The 21979-nt window shown below is 71.5% G+C and carries 21 protein-coding genes and 1 pseudogene; 9 read left to right on the top strand and 13 right to left on the bottom strand.

Annotated features, from left to right (window positions below):
- Window positions 1-586: 586 nt before the first annotated feature.
- Window positions 587-1228 carry a DNA-3-methyladenine glycosylase gene (locus ACIQV3_RS05845; RefSeq protein WP_403710110.1) on the bottom strand — a complete coding sequence of 214 codons (642 nt, stop codon included), beginning with the start codon at window positions 1226-1228 and terminating at the stop codon, window positions 587-589.
- A gap of 163 nt (window positions 1229-1391) precedes the next feature.
- Here ACIQV3_RS05845 and ACIQV3_RS05840 point away from each other — a divergent pair, with 163 nt between their 5' ends.
- The 3 genes from ACIQV3_RS05840 to ACIQV3_RS05830 all read left to right on the top strand — a co-directional run bounded on the left by ACIQV3_RS05840 (window position 1392) and on the right by ACIQV3_RS05830 (window position 3450).
- Window positions 1392-2174, top strand: a complete 783-nt coding sequence (locus ACIQV3_RS05840; protein ID WP_403710108.1) for a sporulation protein — start codon at window positions 1392-1394, stop codon at window positions 2172-2174.
- Between the two features lie 77 nt (window positions 2175-2251).
- On the top strand, window positions 2252-2785 hold the full coding sequence (locus ACIQV3_RS05835; protein ID WP_403710106.1) for a YbhB/YbcL family Raf kinase inhibitor-like protein: 534 nt from the start codon (window positions 2252-2254) through the stop codon (window positions 2783-2785).
- Between the two features lie 161 nt (window positions 2786-2946).
- The gene (locus ACIQV3_RS05830; protein ID WP_403710104.1) at window positions 2947-3450 is read left to right on the top strand and encodes an HNH endonuclease; all 504 of its coding nucleotides are present in this window, start codon (window positions 2947-2949) and stop codon (window positions 3448-3450) included.
- Window positions 3451-3544: 94 nt separating this feature from the next.
- On the opposite strand, the gene ACIQV3_RS05825 is transcribed toward ACIQV3_RS05830, so the two are convergent.
- From ACIQV3_RS05825 to ACIQV3_RS05810, 4 genes are all read right to left on the bottom strand, one after another.
- Complete coding sequence (locus ACIQV3_RS05825) at window positions 3545-4315, bottom strand: sulfite exporter TauE/SafE family protein (protein WP_403710102.1); 771 nt, start codon at window positions 4313-4315, stop codon at window positions 3545-3547.
- Between the two features lie 90 nt (window positions 4316-4405).
- Entirely contained in the window at window positions 4406-5413 is a 1008-nt protein-coding gene (locus ACIQV3_RS05820; RefSeq protein ID WP_403710100.1) for an SPFH domain-containing protein, read from the bottom strand.
- Between the two features lie 178 nt (window positions 5414-5591).
- A complete protein-coding gene (locus ACIQV3_RS05815) occupies window positions 5592-6023 on the bottom strand; it encodes an NfeD family protein (protein ID WP_403710098.1) in 432 nt (143 codons plus the stop codon).
- 94 nt (window positions 6024-6117) lie between these two features.
- Entirely contained in the window at window positions 6118-6912 is a 795-nt protein-coding gene (locus tag ACIQV3_RS05810; RefSeq protein WP_403710096.1) for an ABC transporter ATP-binding protein, read from the bottom strand.
- A 142-nt stretch (window positions 6913-7054) separates the two neighbouring features.
- Between ACIQV3_RS05810 and ACIQV3_RS05805 the strand changes: the two genes are divergently transcribed.
- Window positions 7055-7834: a hypothetical protein gene (locus ACIQV3_RS05805; RefSeq protein ID WP_403710094.1), complete on the top strand. Its 780-nt coding sequence runs from the start codon at window positions 7055-7057 to the stop codon at window positions 7832-7834.
- Between the two features lie 212 nt (window positions 7835-8046).
- On the opposite strand, the gene ACIQV3_RS05800 is transcribed toward ACIQV3_RS05805, so the two are convergent.
- From ACIQV3_RS05800 to ACIQV3_RS05790, 3 genes are all read right to left on the bottom strand, one after another.
- Window positions 8047-8292, bottom strand: coding sequence for a chaplin (locus ACIQV3_RS05800; RefSeq protein WP_403710172.1), 246 nt, complete (start codon window positions 8290-8292; stop codon window positions 8047-8049).
- A gap of 112 nt (window positions 8293-8404) precedes the next feature.
- Window positions 8405-9091, bottom strand: a complete 687-nt coding sequence (locus ACIQV3_RS05795; RefSeq protein ID WP_403710092.1) for a response regulator — start codon at window positions 9089-9091, stop codon at window positions 8405-8407.
- Complete coding sequence (locus tag ACIQV3_RS05790; RefSeq protein ID WP_403710090.1) at window positions 9084-10241, bottom strand: GAF domain-containing sensor histidine kinase; 1158 nt, start codon at window positions 10239-10241, stop codon at window positions 9084-9086. Before ACIQV3_RS05790 ends, ACIQV3_RS05795 begins: the two co-directional genes overlap by 8 nt.
- Before the next feature lie 248 nt (window positions 10242-10489).
- On the opposite strand from ACIQV3_RS05790, the pseudogene ACIQV3_RS05785 reads away from it, so the two are divergent.
- The 3 genes and pseudogenes from ACIQV3_RS05785 to ACIQV3_RS05775 all read left to right on the top strand — a co-directional run.
- A pseudogene (locus ACIQV3_RS05785) lies at window positions 10490-11200 on the top strand (SDR family NAD(P)-dependent oxidoreductase); the annotation flags it as partial.
- A 155-nt stretch (window positions 11201-11355) separates the two neighbouring features.
- A complete protein-coding gene (locus ACIQV3_RS05780; RefSeq protein ID WP_403710088.1) occupies window positions 11356-12468 on the top strand; it encodes an S-adenosylmethionine:tRNA ribosyltransferase-isomerase in 1113 nt (370 codons plus the stop codon).
- A 306-nt stretch (window positions 12469-12774) separates the two neighbouring features.
- Window positions 12775-13485 (top strand): transglycosylase SLT domain-containing protein, encoded by a 711-nt coding sequence (locus tag ACIQV3_RS05775; protein ID WP_403710086.1) that lies wholly within the window; start codon window positions 12775-12777, stop codon window positions 13483-13485.
- A gap of 121 nt (window positions 13486-13606) precedes the next feature.
- Here ACIQV3_RS05775 and ACIQV3_RS05770 read toward each other — a convergent pair whose 3' ends face one another.
- On the bottom strand, window positions 13607-16141 hold the full coding sequence (locus ACIQV3_RS05770) for an FHA domain-containing protein (RefSeq protein ID WP_403710170.1): 2535 nt from the start codon (window positions 16139-16141) through the stop codon (window positions 13607-13609).
- Window positions 16142-16513: 372 nt separating this feature from the next.
- Between ACIQV3_RS05770 and ACIQV3_RS05765 the strand changes: the two genes are divergently transcribed.
- Both ACIQV3_RS05765 and serB read left to right on the top strand, forming a co-directional pair.
- The gene (locus ACIQV3_RS05765) at window positions 16514-18085 is read left to right on the top strand and encodes a glycosyltransferase family 39 protein (RefSeq protein ID WP_403710084.1); all 1572 of its coding nucleotides are present in this window, start codon (window positions 16514-16516) and stop codon (window positions 18083-18085) included.
- A gap of 66 nt (window positions 18086-18151) precedes the next feature.
- A complete protein-coding gene (gene serB, locus ACIQV3_RS05760) occupies window positions 18152-19351 on the top strand; it encodes a phosphoserine phosphatase SerB (protein ID WP_327307435.1) in 1200 nt (399 codons plus the stop codon).
- A 101-nt stretch (window positions 19352-19452) separates the two neighbouring features.
- Here the strand turns inward: serB and ACIQV3_RS05755 are convergent, their stop codons facing one another.
- The 4 genes from ACIQV3_RS05755 to ACIQV3_RS05740 form a co-directional block, all read right to left on the bottom strand.
- On the bottom strand, window positions 19453-19971 hold the full coding sequence (locus ACIQV3_RS05755) for a SixA phosphatase family protein (RefSeq protein WP_403710082.1): 519 nt from the start codon (window positions 19969-19971) through the stop codon (window positions 19453-19455).
- 130 nt (window positions 19972-20101) lie between these two features.
- Entirely contained in the window at window positions 20102-20347 is a 246-nt protein-coding gene (locus ACIQV3_RS05750; protein ID WP_403710080.1) for a hypothetical protein, read from the bottom strand.
- Between the two features lie 182 nt (window positions 20348-20529).
- Window positions 20530-20649: an SGM_5486 family transporter-associated protein gene (locus ACIQV3_RS05745; protein WP_266958903.1), complete on the bottom strand. Its 120-nt coding sequence runs from the start codon at window positions 20647-20649 to the stop codon at window positions 20530-20532.
- Between the two features lie 5 nt (window positions 20650-20654).
- The gene (locus ACIQV3_RS05740; RefSeq protein ID WP_403710078.1) at window positions 20655-21950 is read right to left on the bottom strand and encodes a CynX/NimT family MFS transporter; all 1296 of its coding nucleotides are present in this window, start codon (window positions 21948-21950) and stop codon (window positions 20655-20657) included.
- Window positions 21951-21979 lie beyond the last annotated feature (29 nt).

Raw genomic sequence — 21979 nt, 5'->3', positions numbered from 1 at the left:
AGCACGCCGCCAGCGTTCGTCCTGAGCCAGGATCAAACTCTCCATGAATGTTTACCCGTAATCGGGTGCACACGCACTTAGAGCGGGACAGTCAAATCGGAATAAGACCGACCGTCCACTGCATCCTCGCTGTGTAATTGCCTGCAAGCGTCGTAGCCGAAGCCGCGACCTTACAGGTCTTTTTCAAAGGAACCTCATCCACCGAAATGGACGGGGTATCAACTTTTTGGCGTTGATTTTTGGCACGCTGTTGAGTTCTCAAGGAACGGACGCTTCCTTTGTTCCTGTTTCCAGGCCCTCCGGGCGCTTCCTTCGTTTCCAACTCTACCAGATCATTTCCGTTGTCGTTTCCGACTCTGGATTTGAATTCGGTGACCGTTGGGGGTCTGTGCCTTTCGGCGCTCCACCACATTAGCGCTTATCCCGTGCGGCTCATAATCGGCCGTTCGGAATCGAATTCGGACATGCCGAATAAGACCCCGCCAGGGGTAAGTCGTAGGTGTTGGGTTGGCCGCTCTGGGGGTCTGCTGATAGCAGTGCCCCGTTCAAGCGGCTCGGGCTACGTTAGGCGTCCGCCGGCGCCGAGTCAAGTTGGGCGGCGGCGTGGCGCGTGGGCCCGGTACGGGCTCACCGTCGGGTCGTGGGTGATCCAGTAGCGGTACGGGTGGGCCGCGCCGGCACCGCCCACTCCGGTGCGCGGGCCGCTGCTCAGCAGGTCCGGTGGCACGGGGGTGCCGGTCAGCAGGGACAGCGGGGAATCCGGGCCGGTGCAGAGGTCCGCGCCGTCCAGGGAGCGGTCCACGGCCAGGGCGGTGGCCAGGCGGGCCGGGCCCTTGGCCAGTTCCCGGTCTGTTCTGGCTGAAATCCGGCGTTTGCGGGCCTGATCCGCGCCCACGGTGATCTCTCCGGCCCGGAGCAGGACTCCGCTCGCATGGCCCGGCGGGCCGCAGACCAGGTTCAGGCTGAACCACATGCCGTAGATGAAGTAGACGTACGCGTGTCCGGGTGGACCGAACATCGACGCGTTGCGCGCCGTCCGGCCGCGGTAGGCGTGGGAGCCCGGGTCGGTCTCCCCCTCGTACGCCTCCACCTCCGTGATGCGCAGTTCCACGGGGCCGTCCGGGGTGCGGCGGACCAGGGTGCGGCCGAGGAGGTCCGGGGCCACGGTGAGGACCGGGCGGTCGAAGAAGGACCGGGGCAGGGGCGTACGGTCGGGGCGCGCGCTCATCCGGTCGAGCGTAGTGGACTGCGTACTCCTGCAACCGGGGCCTAAGGTTCCGCGTTTGTAGAGGTAGGTAGGGGTACTAGCGCGCAGAGTGGCGCGCGCCTTGCCGAGCAGGGCTTTTTCGAGCACGTCGTAGTCGTGTAAGTCGTATAAGGGGAGTCAGAGCATGGGGTTCAGGAAGCTGTTCGCGAGCCTGGGTGCCGGTGGTGCTTCGGTCGACACGGTCATCACCGAGCCGAACGTCGTCCCGGGCGGCATCGTCCAGGGCGAGGTGCGGATCCAGGGCGGGTCCGTGGAGCAGCAGATCGAGGGGCTGTCCGTCGGGCTCCAGGCGCGGGTGGAGGTGGAGGGCAACGACCAGGAGTACAAGCAGGACGTGGTCTTCACCAAGCAGCGCCTCGGTGGTGCCTTCCAGGTGCAGGCGGGCGCCCTGCACGTGGTGCCGTTCGGTCTGGAGATCCCCTGGGAGACGCCGATCACCCACTTCGGGGGGCGTCAGCTGCACGGGATGAGCATCGGGGTCAGCACGGAGCTGGAGATCGCGCGCGCGGTGGACGCGGGCGACCTCGACGCGATCAACGTGCACCCGGTGCCGGCGCAGCAGGCGATCCTCGACGCCTTCGCGCAGCTGGGCTTCACCTTCCGCAGCGCGGACATGGAGCGCGGGCACATCCGGGGGACGCGGCAGACGCTGCCGTTCTACCAGGAGATCGAGTTCCTGCCGCCGTCGCAGTACCGGGGGCTGAACCAGGTCGAGCTGACCTTCGTCTCCGACGGGCGCGAGATGGACGTCGTCCTGGAGATGGACAAGAAGCCGGGTCTGTTCAGCGAGGGCAGTGACACCTTCCGCTGCTTCCAGGTGGGGCTGCAGTCCTACCAGGACACCGACTGGGCGGCCTACCTGAACCAGTGGATCTCCTCGGTGGGTTCGCAGCGCAACTGGCTCTGAGCGGCGGGACACCCCCTAGGCTCGGTGCCGGTACAGGTACCGGTCAGCGTCGACTCGAACCAGTAGGAGGTTCCGCAGTGGCCGAGCAGAGCAGGGCGCCGCTCCCCCACGATTTCCATCCGGCGGTGCACGCGTTCACCGTGACCAGTGCGGACCTGGAGCCCGGGGCCGATCTGGGGTCCGACCAGGTGCTGTCCGGTGGGAACGTCTCTCCGCACCTGCGGTGGGAGGGGTTCCCGGAGGGCACGAAGAGCTTCGCGGTGACCTGCTTCGACCCGGATGCCCCGACGGGCAGCGGGTTCTGGCACTGGGTGCTCTTCGATCTGCCGGTCTCGGTCACCGAGCTGCCGGCCCGGGCGGGCAGCGGGAAGTTCGAGGGGCTGCCCGCCGGGGCGGTGCACGTGCGCAACGACTACGGCACCCAGGACTTCGGCGGGGCGGCTCCGCCGGCCGGGGAGCGGCACCGCTACGTGTTCACCGTGTACGCGGTGGACGAGGAGAAGCTCGGTCCCGGCGCGGACGTGTCGCCGGCCGTCGTCGGGTTCAATCTGCGGTTCCACGCACTGGGGCGTGCGCAGCTCGTCGGTGAGTACGAGGCTCCCGCGGGCTGAGCATTCCTGACTCCGTTCTCCGAGCGTTTGCCCGGTCCTGGTCTAAAGACGGCCGGGACCGGGCATTTTTATTGCGTTGTCCCGCGTGGCGCGCGCGACCAGAGTGGTTGCGGGCCTCGCCGCCAGGGTGGTCGCGGGCCTGCACACGGGAGGTGGGCGAGATGCGGGACACGCTGGTGCTGAACGCGAGCTTCGAGCCGCTGTCGACGGTGACGATGAACCGGGCTGTGGTGCTGGTGCTCCAGGACAAGGCCGTGGTCGAACAGGCGCATCCCGAGTTCCGTGTGCGCGCGGCCACGATGGATCTTCCGCTGCCACGGGTGATCAGACTCTGCAGGTACGTCCGGGTGCCCTTCCGGAGACATGCTCCCTGGTCACGGAGGGGGGTGCTGATCCGGGACCAACACCGGTGCGCGTACTGCGGGAAGCGTGCGACGACCGTGGACCACGTGCTTCCGCGGGCTCAGGGCGGGGGGGACACCTGGCTGAACACGGTGGCCTCCTGCTCCGAGGACAACCACCGCAAGGCGGCCCGGACTCCGGAGGAGGCGGGGATGCCGCTCCTCCGGAAGCCCTTCGTTCCCTCGCCGGCCGACGCGATGCTGCTCGCGCTGGGGGTGGGCGGGCGGGACGCGCTGCCGGAGTGGCTGGAGCGTTCCGCGTAGGGCCCTGGGCCCACTCCAGGGTGAGCGGCGCGTAGGGCGGGATCGTCCCGCCGGATAGACGGCTGCGCTGGGCGACGTACGTTTTCTACGTCGCTCAGCGGAGCAGCAGTTGAACGATCGCGATGATCCCTACGGTCACGATGACTCCGCGCAGCACGGTGGGCGGCAGACGGCGGCCGACCTTGGCGCCGAGCTGTCCGCCGATGGTGGAGCCGACGGCGATGAGCAGGACGGCCGTCCAGTCGAACTCGGCGACGAAGAGGAAGAAGACGGCCGCGATGCCGTTGACCATCGCCGCGACGACGTTCTTCACCGCGTTGATCCGCTGGAGGTCCTCGCGGAGCAGCAGGCCCATCAGGCCGAGGTAGAGCACGCCCTGGGCGGCGCCGAAGTAGCCCCCGTACGCGCTGGAGAGCAGCATGCCCGACAGCAGCAGCGGGCCGCCGTCGGGATGGCTCGTATCGCCTCCGGCCGCCTCCTGTCGCCTGCGCAGGGCGGCGGCGAGCCGGGGCTGGAAGACGACGAGCACGAGGGCCAGGGCGATCAGGACGGGCACGATCGTGTCGAAGGAGTCCGACGGCAGGGTGAGGAGCAGGATCGCGCCGGCGAGTCCGCCGACGAGGGAGACGGCGCCGAGCCGGATGATGCGGGCGCGCTGGCCCCGGAGTTCCTTGCGGTAGCCGATGGCGCCGCTGATGGAACCGGGCACGAGGCCCAGGGTGTTGGAGACGTTGGCCGTGACCGGTGGCAGGCCGGTGGCCAGGAGCACCGGGAAGGTGATCAGGGTGCCGGAGCCGACGATGGTGTTGATGGTGCCGGCGCCGATGCCGGCCGCGAAGACCGCGAGTGATTCCCAGATGGACATGGGCGGGGTCGTCCCCTTTGCATGAGTGAGTCGCCTCCCCGCCGTGAAGGTCGGGGGGCCTCACTGATCATGCCGGAGGGGACGGCCCGTTCAGTCGATCGGGGGCTGCTCGCGGCGTTCCGCGGCTTCCTTGTCGCGGGCCGCGGGGATCCCGCCGGTGCCGCCGCCGTCCTTGGCGCCGTCCCTGCCCGCGGACTGCGGGTTGAAGCCGGAGGCGGCGCCCATCGGGCCGAAGTTGCCCATCGCTCCGGAGAGGCCCTTGAGGGCGTCGCCGATCTCGCTCGGGACGATCCAGAGCTTGTTGGCATCGCCCTCGGCGAGCTTCGGGAGCATCTGGAGGTACTGGTACGCGAGGAGCTTCTGGTCGGCGTCGCCGGCGTGGATGGACTCGAAGACCGTACGGATGGCCTGGGCCTCGCCCTCGGCGCGCAGGGCCGCGGCCTTGGCGTCACCCTCGGCGCGCAGGATGGAGGACTGCTTCTCGCCCTCGGCGCGCAGGATCTCGGACTGGCGGACGCCTTCGGCCTGGAGGATCGCGGCGCGCTTGTCGCGGTCGGCGCGCATCTGCTTCTCCATCGAGTCCTGGATGGAGGTCGGCGGCTCGATGGCCTTGAGCTCGACGCGGTTGACGCGGATGCCCCACTTGCCGGTGGCCTCGTCGAGGACTCCGCGCAGGGCCGCGTTGATCTCCTCGCGGGAGGTCAGGGTCCGCTCCAGGTCCATGCCGCCGATGATGTTGCGCAGCGTGGTGACGGTGAGCTGCTCGATGGCCTGGATGTAGCTGGCCACCTCGTACGTCGCGGCGCGGGCGTCGGTCACCTGGTAGTAGATGACCGTGTCGATGTTGACGACGAGGTTGTCCTGGGTGATGACGGGCTGCGGCGGGAAGGGGACGACCTGCTCGCGGAGGTCGATCCGGTTGCGGATCGAGTCGATGAACGGGACGACGATGTTGAGGCCCGCGTTGAGGGTGCGGGTGTAGCGCCCGAACCGTTCGACGATGGCGGCGCTGGCCTGCGGGATCACCTGGATCGTCTTGACCAGTGCGATGAAGACCAGAACCACCAGAATGATCAGAACGATGATGATCGGTTGCATGCGGTTCCCCGTGCCCTTCCGGCTGTCTGTGCTGCCCCGTTCAGCGGAGTCTCGCAGACCCCGGGGCCGCGGGTCGGCTGCTTGCCCACATGTGGCGTGCACACAGGCGAGTTGCTCACGTGCTGGTCCGTCACATGATCCGTCACATGATCCGTCACGTGGTCCCTCCCATGATCCGTCACATGACGACGGCGGTCGCCCCGTCGATCTCCACGACGTCGACGGACTGGCCCGGTTCGAAGATGATGTCCGCGTCCAGGGAGCGCGCCGACCAGATTTCGCCGGCGAGCTTGATCCTGCCCCCGCCGCCCGCGTCCACGCGTTCCAGCACGAGGGCGCTGCGCCCCCTCAACGCGTCGATTCCGCTGCGGTGTTGGGGTTTCTGGTTGCGGTGCCGGGCGGCGATCGGACGGACGACCGCGAGGAGCGCGACCGACACGGCCACGAACACCAGGATCTGGGCGACCAGTCCCCCGCCGAGGGCCGCCGTGACGGCGGCCGCCACCGCTCCGGCGGCGAACATGCCGAATTCGGGCATCGCGGTCAGGACGAGGGGGATGCCCAGTCCGACCGCGCCGATGAGCCACCACACCCACGCGTCGATGTCCACATGGTCATGGTAGGTCGGTGGGCACGGTCCGGACAGGGTGCGGGAGGCCCGGCCGGCGTGCGGGACCCGCTGACGACGGGCCCCGGTACGCCAACTACCGCAGGGGCAGGCCCTGGGCGGTCCAGCGGTCGCTGTCGTTGCGCGCGACGACGAGCGGCAGACCGAAGCAGAGCGAGAGGTTGCGGGAGGTCAGTTCGAGGTCGATGGGTCCGGCCGCGACCACCTTGCCCTGACGGATCATCAGGACGTGGGTGAAGCCCGGGGCGATCTCCTCGACGTGGTGCGTGACCATGATCATCGACGGCGCGAGCGGATCGCGGGCGAGCCGGCCGAGGCGTCGTACGAGGTCTTCGCGGCCGCCGAGGTCGAGACCGGCGGCGGGCTCGTCGAGCAGCAGCAGCTCGGGGTCGGTCATCAGCGCGCGGGCGATCAGGGTGCGCTTGCGCTCGCCCTCGGAGAGGGTGCCGAACTTCCGGTCGAGGTAGGGCGTCATGCCGAGGCGGTCGAGGAAGGCGCGGGCGCGCTGCTCGTCGATCTCCTCGTACTCCTCCTGCCAGGTGGCCGTCATGCCGTACGCGGCGGTGAGGACGGTCTCCAGGACGGTCTGGCGCCTGGGCAGCTTGTCGGCCATCGCGATGCCGGCCATGCCGATGCGGGGGCGCAGCTCGAAGACGTCGACCTTGCCGAGGGTGCTGCCGAGGATGGTGGCGGAACCCTTGGTGGGGAAGAGGTAGCTGGAGGCGAGGTTCAGCAGCGTGGTCTTGCCGGCGCCGTTGGGGCCGAGGATCACCCAGCGCTCCCCCTCCTTGACCGACCAGGAGACCTGGTCCACCAGAGCCCGGCCCTCGCGGACCACGGATACGTCCACCAGCTCCAGAACATCGCTCATGAGCGTGTTGTCTCCCCTTGCAGTCTCGGTACGTCTGTGCGCCGCCCCGTCCGTGGGCGCAGCCCCAGGGGAAAACCTACGCCACTCGGGGAGGGGTCCGGGCGCGGGCCCGGGTCCAGGGGGTCGTCCGTAAAGTGGGGGGATGCTTTTCGAACCGCGTTCAGGGCGGCTGGCCGCCTGGGGGAACGCTCTGCTGGCCGGTCTCGTCTCGCCCGACGAGGCCGTGTTGTCGATCGTGGGCGAGGACGCCGTGCACCGGGTGGAAGGGCTCCCCGGGGAATCCGGCCCGGTGGGTCTGTCCCTGGCGCTGGGCCGGCTGCGGGTGCTGGGAGTGAGCGGGCTGCGGATCGCGCTCCCGGCGCCCGGGCATCCGCTGGGGCTGAGCGGCCCGCCGGAGTTCAACGCGAGGGCGCTGGACGCGGAGGAGGCGGTCGTCGCGGTGGGGGCGGCGCTCGGGCTGGTCCCCGAGGTGCGCGAGGTGGGGCCCGCGGGTGATCAGCACGTGTCGGTGACCTGGCACTGCCTGCCGGTACGGGAGGCCCCGCCGGCGGACGTGCCGTCGCTCGGCGAGGCGGAACGGGAACTGGCGGAGGCGCTGCGCGAGGCCACGGTGGCGCTGACCCGGCTGGACGTGGCGGGATCCGGGCCGGTCGCGGAGGCGGCGCTGTCCGCGTACCGGGCGCGGACGGAGGCCGGGCGGGACGCGCTGGCGCCGGGGTATCCGGCGCGGGCGGTACGGGTCCTCTCGCTGGCGCAGCGGGTGGACCTGATGGTGTCGCTGGCCACCGAGCGGGGGCACGGCGCGGCGGTGGCCGCCTCGGAGATGGCGGCCCGGGCGGAGGCGTTGCGGCCGGTGGAGCGGGTCGCCCGGCGGGCGCTGGTCGCGGCGTACAACTCGGCGGTCGAGGAGCGGTTGCGCTAGCCGCTAGCCGCGGGGGGCAGGGGGTCCGGTGCGGCGCCGCCGCGCGAGCGGCGCCGGGCCTTCCGGGGCGCTGCCCCGGACCCCGGTCCGCAAGAGCCGGAGGGGCTGGATTTGCTCGGCCCCGCTTCCCAGGGAGAGGGGGGAAGCGGGGCCGGGGTGCGAGCCGCAGCCCGCGTAGCAGTGCGAGCTCCGCGTGAAGGCGCGGGTCCGGGCTAGTTGTTCACGCCCGTGTTGCCGAAGGCGCCGTTCAGCAGGCCGATCACGTTGACCGAGTTGCCCACGACGTTCGCGGGGATGTGGACGGGGAGCTGGAGCTGGTTCCCCGCGGCCACGCCGGGCGAGTTCAGGGCCTGGCCCTCCGCCGACGCACCGCCGTGCGCCGACGAGACACCTGCGCCGGCGGCCAGGAGGCCGCCCGCGATCATGGTGACGGCGGTGGCCTTCTTGAAGTTCTTCACGTTCTCGTCCTCCAGTACGTCTGCCGCGGCCAGCCGCCGCGGCACGTCATGAAGAACGCTCATCCGACGAACGGGATGCGCCATGTGGGCTACATACACCCGACCGTATGAATCATGGCGCGACGCCGTGTCTGACCGCCCACAGCGCCGCCTGCGTACGGTCCGAGAGGTCCAGCTTCATCAGGATGTTCGATACGTGCGTCTTGACCGTCTTCTCCGAGAGGACCAGCGCGCGGGCGATCTCCCGGTTCGAGCGCCCGTCCGCTATGTGGTGCAGCACCTCGCGCTCGCGGTCCGTCAGGTTGCCGCCGCGGCCGGATGACGGGCCGGGGCCCTCCTCGGCGAGCAGGGCCCCGGCGACCTCCGGCTGGAGGAGCACGTGGCCCGCGTGCACCGAGCGGATGGCGGCGGCCAGGGCGTCGGGGTCGATGTCCTTGTACACGTAGCCGGCCGCGCCCGCGCGCAGGGCCGGGACCACCGTGCGCTGCTCGGTGAAGCTGGTCACGATCAGCACGCGCGCCGGGTTCGCCAGCGTGCGCAGCCTGCGCAGGGCCTCGATGCCGTCGGTGCCCGGCATCTTGATGTCCATCAGGATGACGTCGGGGAGCAGTTCCCCGGCTCGGTCGATGCCCTCGTCGCCGTCGGCGGCCTCGCCGACGACCTCGATGTCGTCCTGGATTTCCAGGAAGGTGCGCAGGCCCCGCCGGACCACCTGGTGGTCGTCGACGAGCAGTACTTTGATGGGCCCGCTGCGGCTGTTGCGGCCGTCCCGGCCGTTGCGGCCCGGCGTGTCAGCCACCGGGTACCTCCAGTTCGATCGTGGTGCCGGTGCCGGGATCGGACCGTACGGTGAGCCGGCCGCCGACTCCGGCGGCCCGGTCCCGCATGGAGACCAGGCCGAGGTGCCGGCCCGCCCGGCGGACGGTGGAAGGGGAGAAGCCGGCTCCGTCGTCGGTCACCCTCAGCAGGGCGCCCCCGGCCTCCCGGCGGGTCAGGGTGACCTCGATCCGCTCGCCCGCCGAGTGGCGCAGGGCGTTGTGCAGGGCCTCCTGGGCCACGCGCAGGACCGCCTCCTCCTGGGCCGCGGGCAGGGCCCGTACGCCGTCGCAGGTGAAGGTGACGTGCGCGGTGTGGGCCCGGTCCAGGACGCGGACCTGGTTGCGGAGGGTGGCGATCAGGCCGTCCTCGTCCAGGGCGGCGGGGCGGAGCTCGGTGACGGCCTCGCGCAGTTCGTCGGCGGCCTCGGCCGCGAGGAGGGCGACCTGCTGGAGCTCGTCCTTGGCACGGGCCGGGTCGCGGTCCACCAGGGCTGCGGCGGCCTGCGCGGTGAGGCGGAGGGAGAAGAGCTTCTGGCTGACCGCGTCGTGCAGCTCGTGGGCCAGGCGGGAGCGCTCCTCGGCGATGGTCAGCTCGCGGCTGCGTTCGTAGAGGCGGGCGTTGGTGAGGGCGATCGCGGCGTGCTGGGCGAGCAGGGAGAGGAGCTCCTCGTCCTCGTCGGTGAAGCCGCGTCCGCCGTCCGGGACGTTCCGCTTGTTCGCGAGGAAGAGCGCGCCGAGGGTCTCCTCGCCGTCCCGGATGGGCAGCCCCAGGAAGTCGGACATGTCGGGGTGGGCGGCGGGCCAGCCCTCGAAGCGGGGGTCCTCGCGCACGTCGGCCAGCCGCTCGGGGCCGTCCTCGTGCAGCATCGCGGCGAGGATGCCGTGCTGGCGGGGCAGCGGACCGATCGCGCGCCACTGCTCTTCGCTGATGCCGTCCACGACGAACTGGGCGAAGCCGCCGTGGTCGTCCGGGACGCCCAGCGCGGCGTACTCGGCGTCGAGCAGCTCGCGGGCCGAGGCGACGATCGTGCGCAGCACGTCGCGGACCTCCAGCCGGCGGCTCATGGCGAGCAGCGCCGTACTCACGGCGGCCAGGCCGCCACCGCGGGGGGCTCGGGGTCCGGAGTCCATGGCCTCACGGTACTCGCGGCGGCGGAGCGGGTGGATCGGGCGGGGGGCGTAGGCCGCGGCCGGTCGCGGCTTAGGTCTCGGCGTAGGTCTCCGCGCAGGTCCACGCCTTGGGGCGGGGTTTCGGCGTGGGCCTTCGCCCTAGGGCGAAGGGACCTGGCGGGGTGCGGCCGGTGGCCGAGGCGGTGGGGGTGGCCGGGTTCCTACGTTGGGGGCATCTGCCGGGCGGTTCGGAAGGCGAGGGTGCGGTCATGTCGGTGGCGATGGTGACGGGGGCGTCGAGGGGGCTGGGGCGGGCGGTGGCCGGGGAGCTGGCGGCCCGGGGCTGGGACCTGGTGCTGAGCGCACGGGGCGCGGGCCCGCTGGCGGAGGCCGGGGAGGCCCTGCGGGCCGCGGGGGCGCGGGTCGCGGTGGTGGCCGGGGACGTGTCCTCGGCGGCGCACCGGGCGGAGCTGGTGGCGGCGGCGCGGGCGCTGGGCGGGCTGGACCTGCTGGTGAACAACGCGGGCGTGCTGGGCTCGGAGCCGCTGGTGCCGCTGGCGGTGCACCCGCTGGAGGGGCTGCGCGAGGCATTCGAGGTGAACGTGGTGGCCCCGCTGGGGCTGCTCCAGGAGGCGCTGCCGCTGCTGCGGGCGGCCCCCGCGGGGGCGGTGCTGAACATCAGCTCGGACGCGGCGGTGGTGCCCTACGGGGCCTGGGGCGGCTACGGGGCGACCAAGGCGGCGGGGGACCTGATGTCGGCGGTACTGGCGGTGGAGGAGCCGGAGCTGCGCGTGTGGTGGGCGGATCCGGGCTCGATGCGGACGCGGATGATGGCGGCGGCCGAGCCCGGGGAGGACCTGGCGGGGCTGCCGACGCCGCAGGAGGTGGCTCCGGTGCTGCTGACCCTGCTGACGGGACCCGCGCCCAGCGGGCGGTACACGGCCCACGGGCTCGCCGGGGCTGGGGGGCGCGGGGGTGGGGGGCGCGCCGGTGAGGACGGGTGCGCCGGTGAGGACAGCCACGCCCAGGTGGAGGGCCACACCCAGGTGGAGGGGCACGCCGGGACAGGCGGCGCCCTCGGGGTGGACCGCCGCGCCGGGACGGGCGGCGCCCTCGGGGCTGAGGTGGTGGGGCGGTGAGCGGGGAGCGGGGGCTACGGGAGAAGGGACTGTACATAAGGGACATTCCGCCGGGTCTTGCGGCCCGGGTTCCCGCCGAGCAGCGGGGGCCGGGCCGGGGGCGGGACTCGGTGCGGCTGCTGGTCTCGCAGGGTGCCGCGGAGGTGTCCCTGCACGCCTTCCGGGAGCTGCCGGGGCTGCTGCGCGCCGGGGACGTGCTGGTGGTGAACACCTCCGTGACGCTGGCGGCCGCCGTGGACGGGCGGCTCGGCGGCGAGGAGCTCGTCGTGCACTTCTCCACGCACGGGGACGACGGCCGCTGGGCGGTGGAGCTCCGCGGCCGGGACCCGTACGCACAGGGGGCGACCCGGCCCCGGGCCGGCGGGCCCGCCGGGGGCGTCGTGGAGCTGCCGGGCGGGTGGCGCCTCGTACTGGAGGAGCCGCTGGCTGCGAGGGCGGACCGGCTGTGGTGGGCGCGGCCGGCGCCGCCCGAGGGGCGTCCGGAGGAGGTGCCGGCGCTGCTGGGCTCGTACGGGCGGCCGATCCGGTACGCCTACACGGAGCGGGACCAGCCGCTGTCGGCGTACCAGACGGTCTTCTCGGTACCGCGGGCCGACGGGGCGGGTTCGGCGGAGATGCCGAGCGCGGGCCGGCCCTTCACGGCGGAGCTGGTGGCGGAGCTGGCGCGCCGGGGGGTGCGGTTCGCCCCGCTGACCCTGCACACGGGGGTGGCCTCGCAGGAGGCCCACGAGCCGCCCTACCCGGAGCGGTACGAGGTGCCCGCGGCCACGGCCCGGCTGGTGAACGCGGCGAAGGCGACGGGCGGGCGGGTGATCGGCGTGGGGACCACGGCGGTGCGGGCGCTGGAGTCGGCCGCCGGCGGAGGCGGGGTGGTCCGGGCCGCCGGGGGCTGGACCGGTCTGGTCGTGACGCCGGAGCGCGGAGTGCGGGTGGTGGACGGGCTGCTGACCGGGCTGCACGAGCCCGGGGCCTCGCACCTGCTGATGCTGGAGGCGGTGGCCGGACGGGAGTCCGTACGGCGCGGGTACGCCTCAGCCGTAGCGAACCTGTGCCTTTGGCACGAGTTCGGGGACGTTCATCTACTACTCAAGGATGAGAACGGTCACTGAGTGGATTGCGGCCGCAACGGTTGGTGATATTGATACGTGCCCGATGTGAGCCCGCACATAGGACGCACATCACTTACGAAGCTCCCTAGTGGACGCGTAAGGACGCTGTTAGCACCGGCTCACACGTGCCGGGCCCCGAAATCGGGGCCCGGTCGTTGCCCCTGATCCACTAAGCGGGATCGTACGTCACACCTTTGCCACAGGATTTTGCCACCGCTAAGAATTGCTCTCGCCGCACAGCGCCGCGGATCCCGGATCCGGCAGGCGCTTTCCTGCGGCCCCCGCTATTCGAAGAGGTTGCTGCGCATGTCCGAGACCAACACTCCCGGCCACAGTCGTCGTCTGACGAAGGCCCACAAGCTTTCCGTCGCCGGTGTAGCCACCCTGGGCACCGCGGCCCTCGCCTTCTCCCTCGTACCGGCCAACGCCGCCGAGACGCAGACGGTCGTCGCCGCTGCCCCCGTCGCCTGGTCCAAGGTCGTCGACGGCGCGCAGACGCAGGCCGTGCAGCAGCACCTCACCGTTCAGCAGGTCGTCGCGGACCAGCAGGCCAAGGTCGCGAAGGCCGCCAAGGCCGCCAAGGACGCGAAGGCCGCCAAGGACGCGGCCGCCAAGGCCAAGGCCGAGGCGGACGCGAAGAAGGACCGCGAGCAGAAGGCGGCCGCCAGCCGTTCCGCGAACCGCGCGCCGGTCTTCGCGAACAACCTGGACGGCTGGATCAAGGAAGCCCTCTTCATCATGAAGAAGGAGGGCATTCCGGGCAGCTACGCCGGGATCCACAAGAACATCATGCGCGAGTCCAGCGGTAACCCGATGGCGATCAACAACTGGGACATCAACGCCCAGAACGGCATCCCCAGCAAGGGTCTGCTCCAGGTCATCGCCCCGACCTTCAAGGCGTACCACGTCAAGGGCACCAAGTTCGACCAGTACGACCCGGTCGCCAACATCGTCGCGGCCTGCAACTACGCGGCCGACCGCTACGGCTCCATGGACAACGTCAACAGCGCCTACTAGGCCTCCGGCGTCCTTCCAGCCCCCCATGCGCCTCAGGGCGGCCCCGGTGTTCCGGAGCCGCCCTGAGGCGTTCGCGCGTTTCCGCCCGCCCGCTCGCTCGCTCGCTTGCTTGCTTGCCCGCTTACTTGCCCGCGCGCATGACCTCGGGCTCGTGGCGGCGCAGCAGACGCTGGACGGCGAAGCCGCACGCGACGCCGAGGAGCAGCAGGATCGTGATGTTCAGGCCCCACTGGCCGGCCGTGGCGTCCCAGAGCGGGTCGGTGCTGGTCGGGTTCTCCGCGTCCCACGGCGGCATGAGCACGCCGAGGTTCAGCGTGGTGCCGGCGGCGGCGATCGCCCAGCGCGACGGCATCAGCCAGGCGAACTGTTCCAGGCCCGGGGAGTCGTAGACCTGGAAGAGGATGCCGGTGAAGACGACCTGGACGATCGCGAACATGACGAGCAGCGGCATGGTCTTCTCGGCGGTCTTCACCAGCGAGGAGATCACCAGGCCGAACATCATGGACGTGAAGCCGAGCGCGATGACCGAGAGGCAGATCTCCACGGCCGGCGGCATCAGCAGACCCTCGGCGGGCAGGTCGCGCGGGTAGAAGCCGATCGCGCAGATGATCACGCCCTGGATGGCCGTGATGAACCCGAGGACGATCACCTTCGAGGCGAGGTACGCCGACCGGGACAGGCCGGTCGCGCGCTCGCGCTCGTAGATCACGCGTTCCTTGATCAGCTCGCGGACCGAGTTCGCGGCGCCCGAGAAGCACATGCCGACCGCGAGGATCAGCATGATCGTGCCGGCGTCGCCGTTGAAGCGGGACGGGGCCACGGGCGGCGCGAGTCCGAACTTCGCGGGGATGACGACGGAGACCACGCCGAGGACCGCCGGGAGGATCAGCATCAGCCCGATGAAGCCCTTGTCGGACGCGATGACCGACATGTAGCGGCGCATCAGAGTCCAGAGCTGGGAGCCCCAGCCCTGCGGCTTGGGCGGCCGGGCCTGCTGCAGGGCGGGCTGCACCGACTGCGGGGCGACCGCGTCGATGTCGGCGGCGTAGAGCTGGAAGTGCTGCGAGCCCTTCCAGCGGCCGGCCCAGTCGTAGTCGCGGTAGCTCTCGAAGGCGGAGAACACATCGGCCCAGGTGGAGTAGCCGAAGAAGTTCAGCGCCTCGTCCGGCGGGCCGAAGTACGCGACCGAACCGCCCGGGGCCATGACCAGCAGCTTGTCGCAGATGGCCAGCTCGGCGACCGAGTGCGTGACGACGAGGACCGTGCGGCCGTCGTCGGCGAGGCCGCGCAGCAGCTGCATGACGTCGCGGTCCATACCCGGGTCGAGGCCCGAGGTGGGCTCGTCCAGGAAGATCAGCGAGGGCTTGGTCAGCAGCTCCAGGGCGACGGACACGCGCTTGCGCTGGCCGCCCGAGAGCGAGGTGATCTTCTTGTCCTTGTGGATGTCGAGCTTGAGCTCGCGCAGCACCTCGTTGATGCGGGCGGCGCGCTCGGACTCGGCGGTGTCGCCCGGGAAGCGGAGCTTGGCCGCGTACTTCAGGGCGGTGCTGACCTTCAGTTCCTTGTGCAGGATGTCGTCCTGCGGGACCAGGCCGATGCGCTGGCGGAGCTCCGCGAACTGCTTGTACAGGTTGCGGTTGTCGTAGAGGACGTCGCCCTGGTTGGCCGGGCGGTAGCCGGTCAGCGCCTTGAGGAGCGTCGACTTGCCCGAGCCGGAGGGGCCGATGACGCCGATCAGGGACTTCTCGGGGACGCCGAAGGTGACGTCCTTGAGGATCTGCTTGCCGCCGTCGACCGTGACCGTGAGGTGGCGGGCCGAGAAGGAGACGTCACCGGTGTCGACGAACTCCTCGAGGCGGTCGCCGACGATCCGGAAGGTCGAGTGACCGACGCCGACGATGTCGTTCGGGCCGAGCAGCGCGGTGCCCGACTTCGCCAGCGGCTGGCCGTTGACGTAGGTGCCGTTGTGGCTGCCGAGGTCGCGGATCTCGAAGCGGCCGCCCGGCATCGAGTGGAACTCGGCGTGGTGGCGGGAGACCTGGAGGTCGGAGACCACCAGCTCGTTCTCCAGCGCACGGCCGATGCGCATGACGTGGCCCAGCGCGAGCTGGTGGAACGTCGTCGGGCTGCGGTGGTCGCCGTAGCCCGGGGTACCGCCGCCGCCCGGCTGCTGCTGGTGGTGCTGCTGCTGCTGCGGGAAGGGCTGGGCCGGCTGCGGTTGCTGGGCCTGCTGCTGCGGGAGCGGCGGGGCCTGCTGAACCTGCTGTTCCCAGGCCTGCGGCTGCGCCCGCTGAGCCTGTTGCGCCTGCTGTGCCTGCGGCTGCTGCGCGTAGGCCTGGGCGGGCGACTGCTGCGCCACGGCCGGCCGCGGCGCCGGGGCGCCCGCGCCCGCGACGGGGTTCAGCCGCGGTCCGTCGGTGGCGTTGCCCAGGTGCACCGGCGTGCCGGGTACGAGCTCGGCCTGCTGGACCCGCGCCCCGCGCACGTACGTGCCGTTGGTGCTTCCGTGGTCCTCGATTCCCCAACCTCGCCCGTTCCAGGCGATGGTGGCGTGCCGCCACGACACCCGGGCGTCATCGATCACCACGTCTCCCTGGGGATCGCGCCCCAGCGAGTACGACCTGGACGGATCGAGCGTCCAGGTCCTTCCATTCAATTCCAGTACGAGTTCCGGCACTCCAGCCCCACTTAAGTCCCCCGAGAATCCCCCATGACGTCAGGGAGTCTAGGGATGGCGAACATCCGGGGGAACTATTTCAGGCGCACGGCCACAAGAGGAATCCGGCCCCGACGGGGTGTCCGAAAGGGTGGACGGAGGGGGGCCGAAAGGCACCCGGAGGGTGGGATAAAGGACTTCTCGCCCGTGTCGGGGCCGGTCCGCGCCCTCGGGTCCGGACAGGTCAGCCCGGCAGGACGTCCCTGACAGCCGGACGGCCCGTTTCCGCGTACGCTCGCCGGTCCCGACAGAATGGCTATCGGACAATGGACGTCCGCTCCCCCCGCACCCCCGCACCACCCCAGGACTGCAATGACGCGTACAGACCACGCCGCGCGGACCGAGACCGAGCGGCCCCGGCCGCCCGGCCCCCGGAGCTCCGCCCTCAGAGCCCGCCGGGCGCTGCGGCAGCCCCCGGCGGCCGCGCTGGTCTGGCTGCTGCCCGCGCTGGCGACCCTCGGCGCCGGCCTGTACCGGATCAGCACCCCGGTGCTGTGGCACGACGAGCTGGCCACCCTCACGGTGGTCCGCCGTCCCGTGGACGCGCTGCTGGCCATGCTGCAGAACGTGGACGCCGTGCACGGCGCCTACTACCTGCTGCTGCACTACTGGATCGGGCTCTTCGGCGACTCCCCCGCAATGCTCCGGCTCCCCACCGTGCTGGCGATGGCCGCCTCCGCGGCCTGCGCGGCGCTCGCCGGCAAGCGGATGTTCGGTGCGCGCGCCGGACTGACCGCCGGCCTCCTCTTCGCGCTGATCCCGTCCGTCACCCGGTACGCGCAGGAGGCCCGGTCGTACGCCTTCGTGGTGCTGGTCGCGGCAGCGGCGCTGCTCCTGCTGCTGCGCGCCCTGGAGCGGCCCGGCCCGGTGCGCTGGCTCTGCTACGCGGTAGCGGTCGCGGCCGCCGGTTACTTCCACCTGGTGTCACTGGTCTTCCTCGGCGCGCACGCGGTCGGCGTCGTCCTGCACTGGCGGAAGGAGCGGAGCCAGTGGCGGATCCCCGTCGGCTTCGCCCTGGCGGCCGGACTGGGCGTGGCCTGCACCTACCCGCTGATCAAACTGGGCGAGGGGCAGGCGGGCCGGCAGATCGGGTGGATAGCCAAACCGCAGCTGAGCGACCTGACGGGGGTCTGGCCGCAGATCTTCTCCAGCACCCCGATGGCGGCGCTGCTGTTCCTGGCCGCCGCGCTCGCCTGGGGCAGCGACCGCAGGCGGTCGGTGCTCTTCGCCACGGTCGCGGCGCTGCTGCCGGTCGTCGCGCTGTGGGCGATCTCGCAGTGGGCCGACGTCTCCTACTTCATGCCGAAGTACCTGTTCTTCGTCCTGCCCGCGTGGGCGGTGCTGGCCGGAGCCGGCCTCGCGCTGGTCCGGGTGCGCGGGACGCTGGCGGCGCTGCTGGCGGTGGTGGTGATGGTCGTCCCGGACCACGCGGCCGTGCACGGGCCGCTCTCGCACGGCGCGTACACCTACCCCGAGCCGGTCACCTGGTTCACGCCGCTGGACTACCGGGCGGCGGCGGACATCGTCGCCGCGGGCTACGAGCCGGGCGACGCGGCGGCGTACGGGCAGCAGCAGTTCTCCCCGTGGTGGGGCGTGGACACCGGCGTCGCGTACTACCTGCCGTCGCGCATCCACCTGCGGGACATGCTGACGGGCCAGAGCGGCGAAGAGCTCGAGGACCTGTGGCCGACCCTGTCCCCCGACCCCGCCAAGACGCTGGACGCCGTCGCGCCGCCGCGGATCTGGCTGGTCTCCAAGGACGACGGCGGCGACCCCTTCACGACCCTGCCGCCCCCTTACGCCAAGGTCCTCCAGGACCGGTACGTGCAGAAGAGCTACCGGCAGGTCCCGGGCATTTCCGTCGCCCTGCTCGTGCACCGCTGACATCCGGTCCCGGAGGGTGGGACGGGGGTCCTGAGCCGGGGGCGGGGAAGATACGGTGAGGGCACCATGAGCGCTTCGCAGACCTCCGACGTCCCCACCCTCCTCGTCAAGATCTTCGGCAAGGACCGTCCCGGGATCACCGCCGGGCTGTTCGACACCCTCGCCGCCTACTCCGTCGACGTCGTCGACATCGAGCAGGTCGTCACCCGGGGCCGCATCGTCCTGTGCGCCCTCGTCACCCACCCCACCGCCGGCACCGAGGGCGAGCTGAGAGCCACCGTCCACAGCTGGGCCGAGTCCCTCAAACTGCAGGCCGAGATCCTCTCCGGCACCGGTGACAACCGGCCGCGCGGCAGTGGCCGTTCGCACGTCACCGTGCTCGGGCATCCGCTCACCGCCGAGTCCACGGCCGCCATCGCCGCGCGGATCACCTCGACCGGCGGCAACATCGACCGCATCTTCCGGCTCGCGAAGTATCCGGTGACGGCCGTCGAGTTCGCCGTCTCCGGCACCGCGACCGAGCCGCTGCGCACCGCGCTGGCCACCGCCGCCGCGCAGATCGGCGTCGACGTGGCCGTGGTCTCGGCCGGGCTGCACCGGCGGGCCCAGCGCCTCGTCGTCATGGACGTGGACTCGACCCTGATCCAGGACGAGGTCATCGAGCTCTTCGCCGCGCACGCCGGCTGTGAGGCCGAGGTCGCCGAGGTGACCGAGCGGGCCATGCGCGGGGAGCTGGACTTCGAGCAGTCGCTGCACGCCCGGGTCGCGCTGCTGGCCGGGCTGGACGCCTCCGTGGTGGACAAGGTCCGCTCCGAGGTGCGCCTCACTCCGGGCGCCCGGACCCTGATCCGTACGCTCAAGCGCCTCGGGTACCAGGTGGGCGTGGTCTCCGGCGGGTTCACGCAGGTCACGGACGACCTGCGGGAGCGGCTCGGGCTGGACTTCGCCTCCGCCAACACCCTGGAGATCGTCGACGGGAAGCTGACGGGCAAGGTCACCGGCGAGATCGTGGACCGGGCCGGCAAGGCCCGGCTGCTGCGGCGCTTCGCCGCGGAGGCCGGCGTACCGCTGGCCCAGACGGTGGCCATCGGCGACGGTGCCAACGACCTGGACATGCTGAACGCCGCCGGGCTGGGCGTGGCCTTCTGTGCCAAGCCGGTGGTCCGCCAGGCCGCGCACACCGCGGTGAACGTGCCCTTCCTCGACGCCGTGCTCTACCTGCTCGGGATCACCCGCGAAGAGGTCGAGGCCGCCGACCTGGCGTGACGAAGACGTCCGGCTTCCTACGAGGCAGCGGGCCCCGGCACTTCGAGAGTGCCGGGGCCCGCTGCGTCGGCGTGGTCGGTGTGGTCGGCGGGGTGCGCGCCTCAGCCGTGCGGGGTCCAGAAGTCCAGCAGGGTGCCCACGCCGTGTTCCACGGACTTCCACGAGCCGGTGAAGGAGACGACGGCGATCCCTGAGGTCGGGAAGCCGCTGCGGTTCATCCGGGCGAGCACGTCGCCCTGCGCGCTCCCGGCGAGGGCGTCGGCCAGCGCGTGCATGCCGGGGTTGTGGCCGATGACGAGGAGGTTCTGCACCTCGTCGGAGGTCTCGTTGACCAGCGCGATGAGCTCGCCCAGCGAGGCCTCGTAGAGCCGTTCCTCGTACGTGGTCTTCGGCCGGTGCGGCAGCTCCTGGACGGCCAGCTTCCAGGTCTCCCTGGTCCGGGCCGCACTGGAGCAGAGGGCCAGATCGAAGGCGATGCCGGTCTGGGCCAGTTTCTGGCCCGCGGCCGGGGCGTCGTGGCGGCCTCGCTCCGCCAGGGGGCGGTCGTGGTCCGTGCCGTCCGACCATTCGGCCTTGGCGTGCCGGAGGAGGACGATCCTGCGGGGTGTGTCGGCGCTCATGGCTCCCAGCTTCGCATGAATCGAGCCACGGGGCGCAGGGTGTTGAGAGGGTCCCCCCGCAGGTGTGGCGGGTGTGGGGCGCACCCCGGCGCGCGGTCGCGCGGACGGGCTCCCCGTGGCTGGCGCCTCGTCAGCCGACGGCGCTCAGCAGCCGTTCGGTGACCTGGACGAGCGCGGAGCCGTCGCCGGAGGCCGCGTGGGCCTGGCCGGATCCGGCGAGGAGTATGAGCAGCAGGCCGAAGCCGAGGGCGGGCAGGGCGAGCGCCCACCAGGGCAGCCGGGCCCCGGCCCCGGCGACGCGGGGAGCGGACCGGTGGCGGGGGGCCGGGTGCGCGGGGGCCGGGCCTGTGGGTGCCAGGTGCGTGGGGGCCGACATGGCCGCCTCCGTGGGTGCGTCGGACGGGCTCGCTCTTGCTCTTCGAATCTAAGGATTCGAGCAGGCGGTTCCCATCCGGGACGCACCCCAGATGTCCCTGAGCCTGACCCCCTAGGGGTTGGGGGGTTAACCCCACCCCCACGGCACCTCTACGGCACCCCTACGGCATTCCCATGGCGGTCCTACGGGGAGGCGAGGGTCGCGAGGACGGCGATGATCACGGTCACCAGGAGCATCGCGCCCAGCACGAGGCCGAGCTTGCGGTGGCCGTTCTGGGGGTTCGGTTCAAGTACGGGCGACATGCCGATCAGTCTCGCATGCCGCATTCGTCCTCGATCGTGCGGTCCCGGCCCGCGAGCACGCCGAGCACGATCTGCGGGACGAGCAGCCCGGCCATCAGGGCCAGGGGCAGGTCCCAGCCGCCGCTGTGCTGGTAGAGGACGCCGACGACGAGCGGTCCGGGGATGGAGATGAGGTATCCGGTGCTCTGGGCGAAGGCGGAGAGCTTGACCACGCCCGCCGGGGACTTGGCACGCAGCCCGATCATCGTGATGACGAGCGGGAAGGCGCAGTTGGAGACGCCGAGCATCAGGACCCAGGCCCAGGCCCCGGCGGCGGGGGCGAGGTAGAGCCCGAGGTAGCCGGCGAGGCCGAAGAGGCCGAGGACGACCGCGATGGGCCCCTGGTTCTTCATCCGGCCCGCCAGGCCGGGGATGATGAAGGCCAGCGGGACGCCCATGACCATGGTGACCGCGAGCAGGATGCCCGCGGTGGAGGCGGAGACCCCCGCGTCGCGGAAGATCTGCGGGAGCCAGCCCATGGTGATGTACGCGCCCGTGGCCTGGAGTCCGAAGTAGCAGGCGAGGGCCCACGCGGTGCGGCTGCGCACGACGCCGGGTCCGGCGTCGTGGCGGGCGGCCGGTACGCCCGCGGCCGCGGTCTTCTCCTTGCGGGCGGCCGCGGCGATGGCCAGCCAGGGCAGGACGGCGGCCACGGCGAGGAAGGCCCAGACCAGCAGGCCGGTCCGCCAGCTGCCGCCGAGGGCCCGGGTCATCGGAACGGTCGCCGCGGCGGCGAGCGAGGTGCCGGCGGCCAGGGCCATGGAGTAGAGCCCCGTCATGGTGCCGACCCGGTCGGGGAACCAGCGCTTGACGATGACCGGCAGCAGCACGTTGGTCAGGGCTATGCCCGCCAGGGTCAGGGCGCTGGCCGCGAGGAATCCGGCGGCGTTGGTCGCGAGGGGCCGGATCAGCAGGCCCGCGGCGACGGCGGCCATGCCGGCGCAGACGACGGCGGCGGCGCCGAAGCGGCGGGAGAGCCGGGGCGCGGTGACGCCGAAGACGGCGAAGCAGAGGGCGGGTACGGAGGTGATGAGTCCGGCGACGGTCCCGCTCATGCCGAGGCCCTCGCGGGTCTCCTCGAACAGGGCACCGAGGCTGGTGATGGCGGGCCGCAGGTTGAGGGCGGCCAGCACGATGCCGACGAGGAGCACGGGTCCGAGCCACGCCGGCTGCGGGGTGGCGGCGGGGGCGGGAAGGGGTTGCGGAGTCGCCGTGCGGGCGGCCTGGGGCCGGTTCAGGGTCTGGATTTCATCGTCGGACATTCCGACATCATAGAATCATGGGATGATTG

It is taken from the genome of Streptomyces sp. NPDC099050, from assembly GCF_044759865.1.
Lineage (GTDB): Bacteria > Actinomycetota > Actinomycetes > Streptomycetales > Streptomycetaceae > Streptomyces.
Note: the sequence above shows the minus strand (reverse complement) of the source record. Positions and strands in the feature narration are given on the sequence as shown.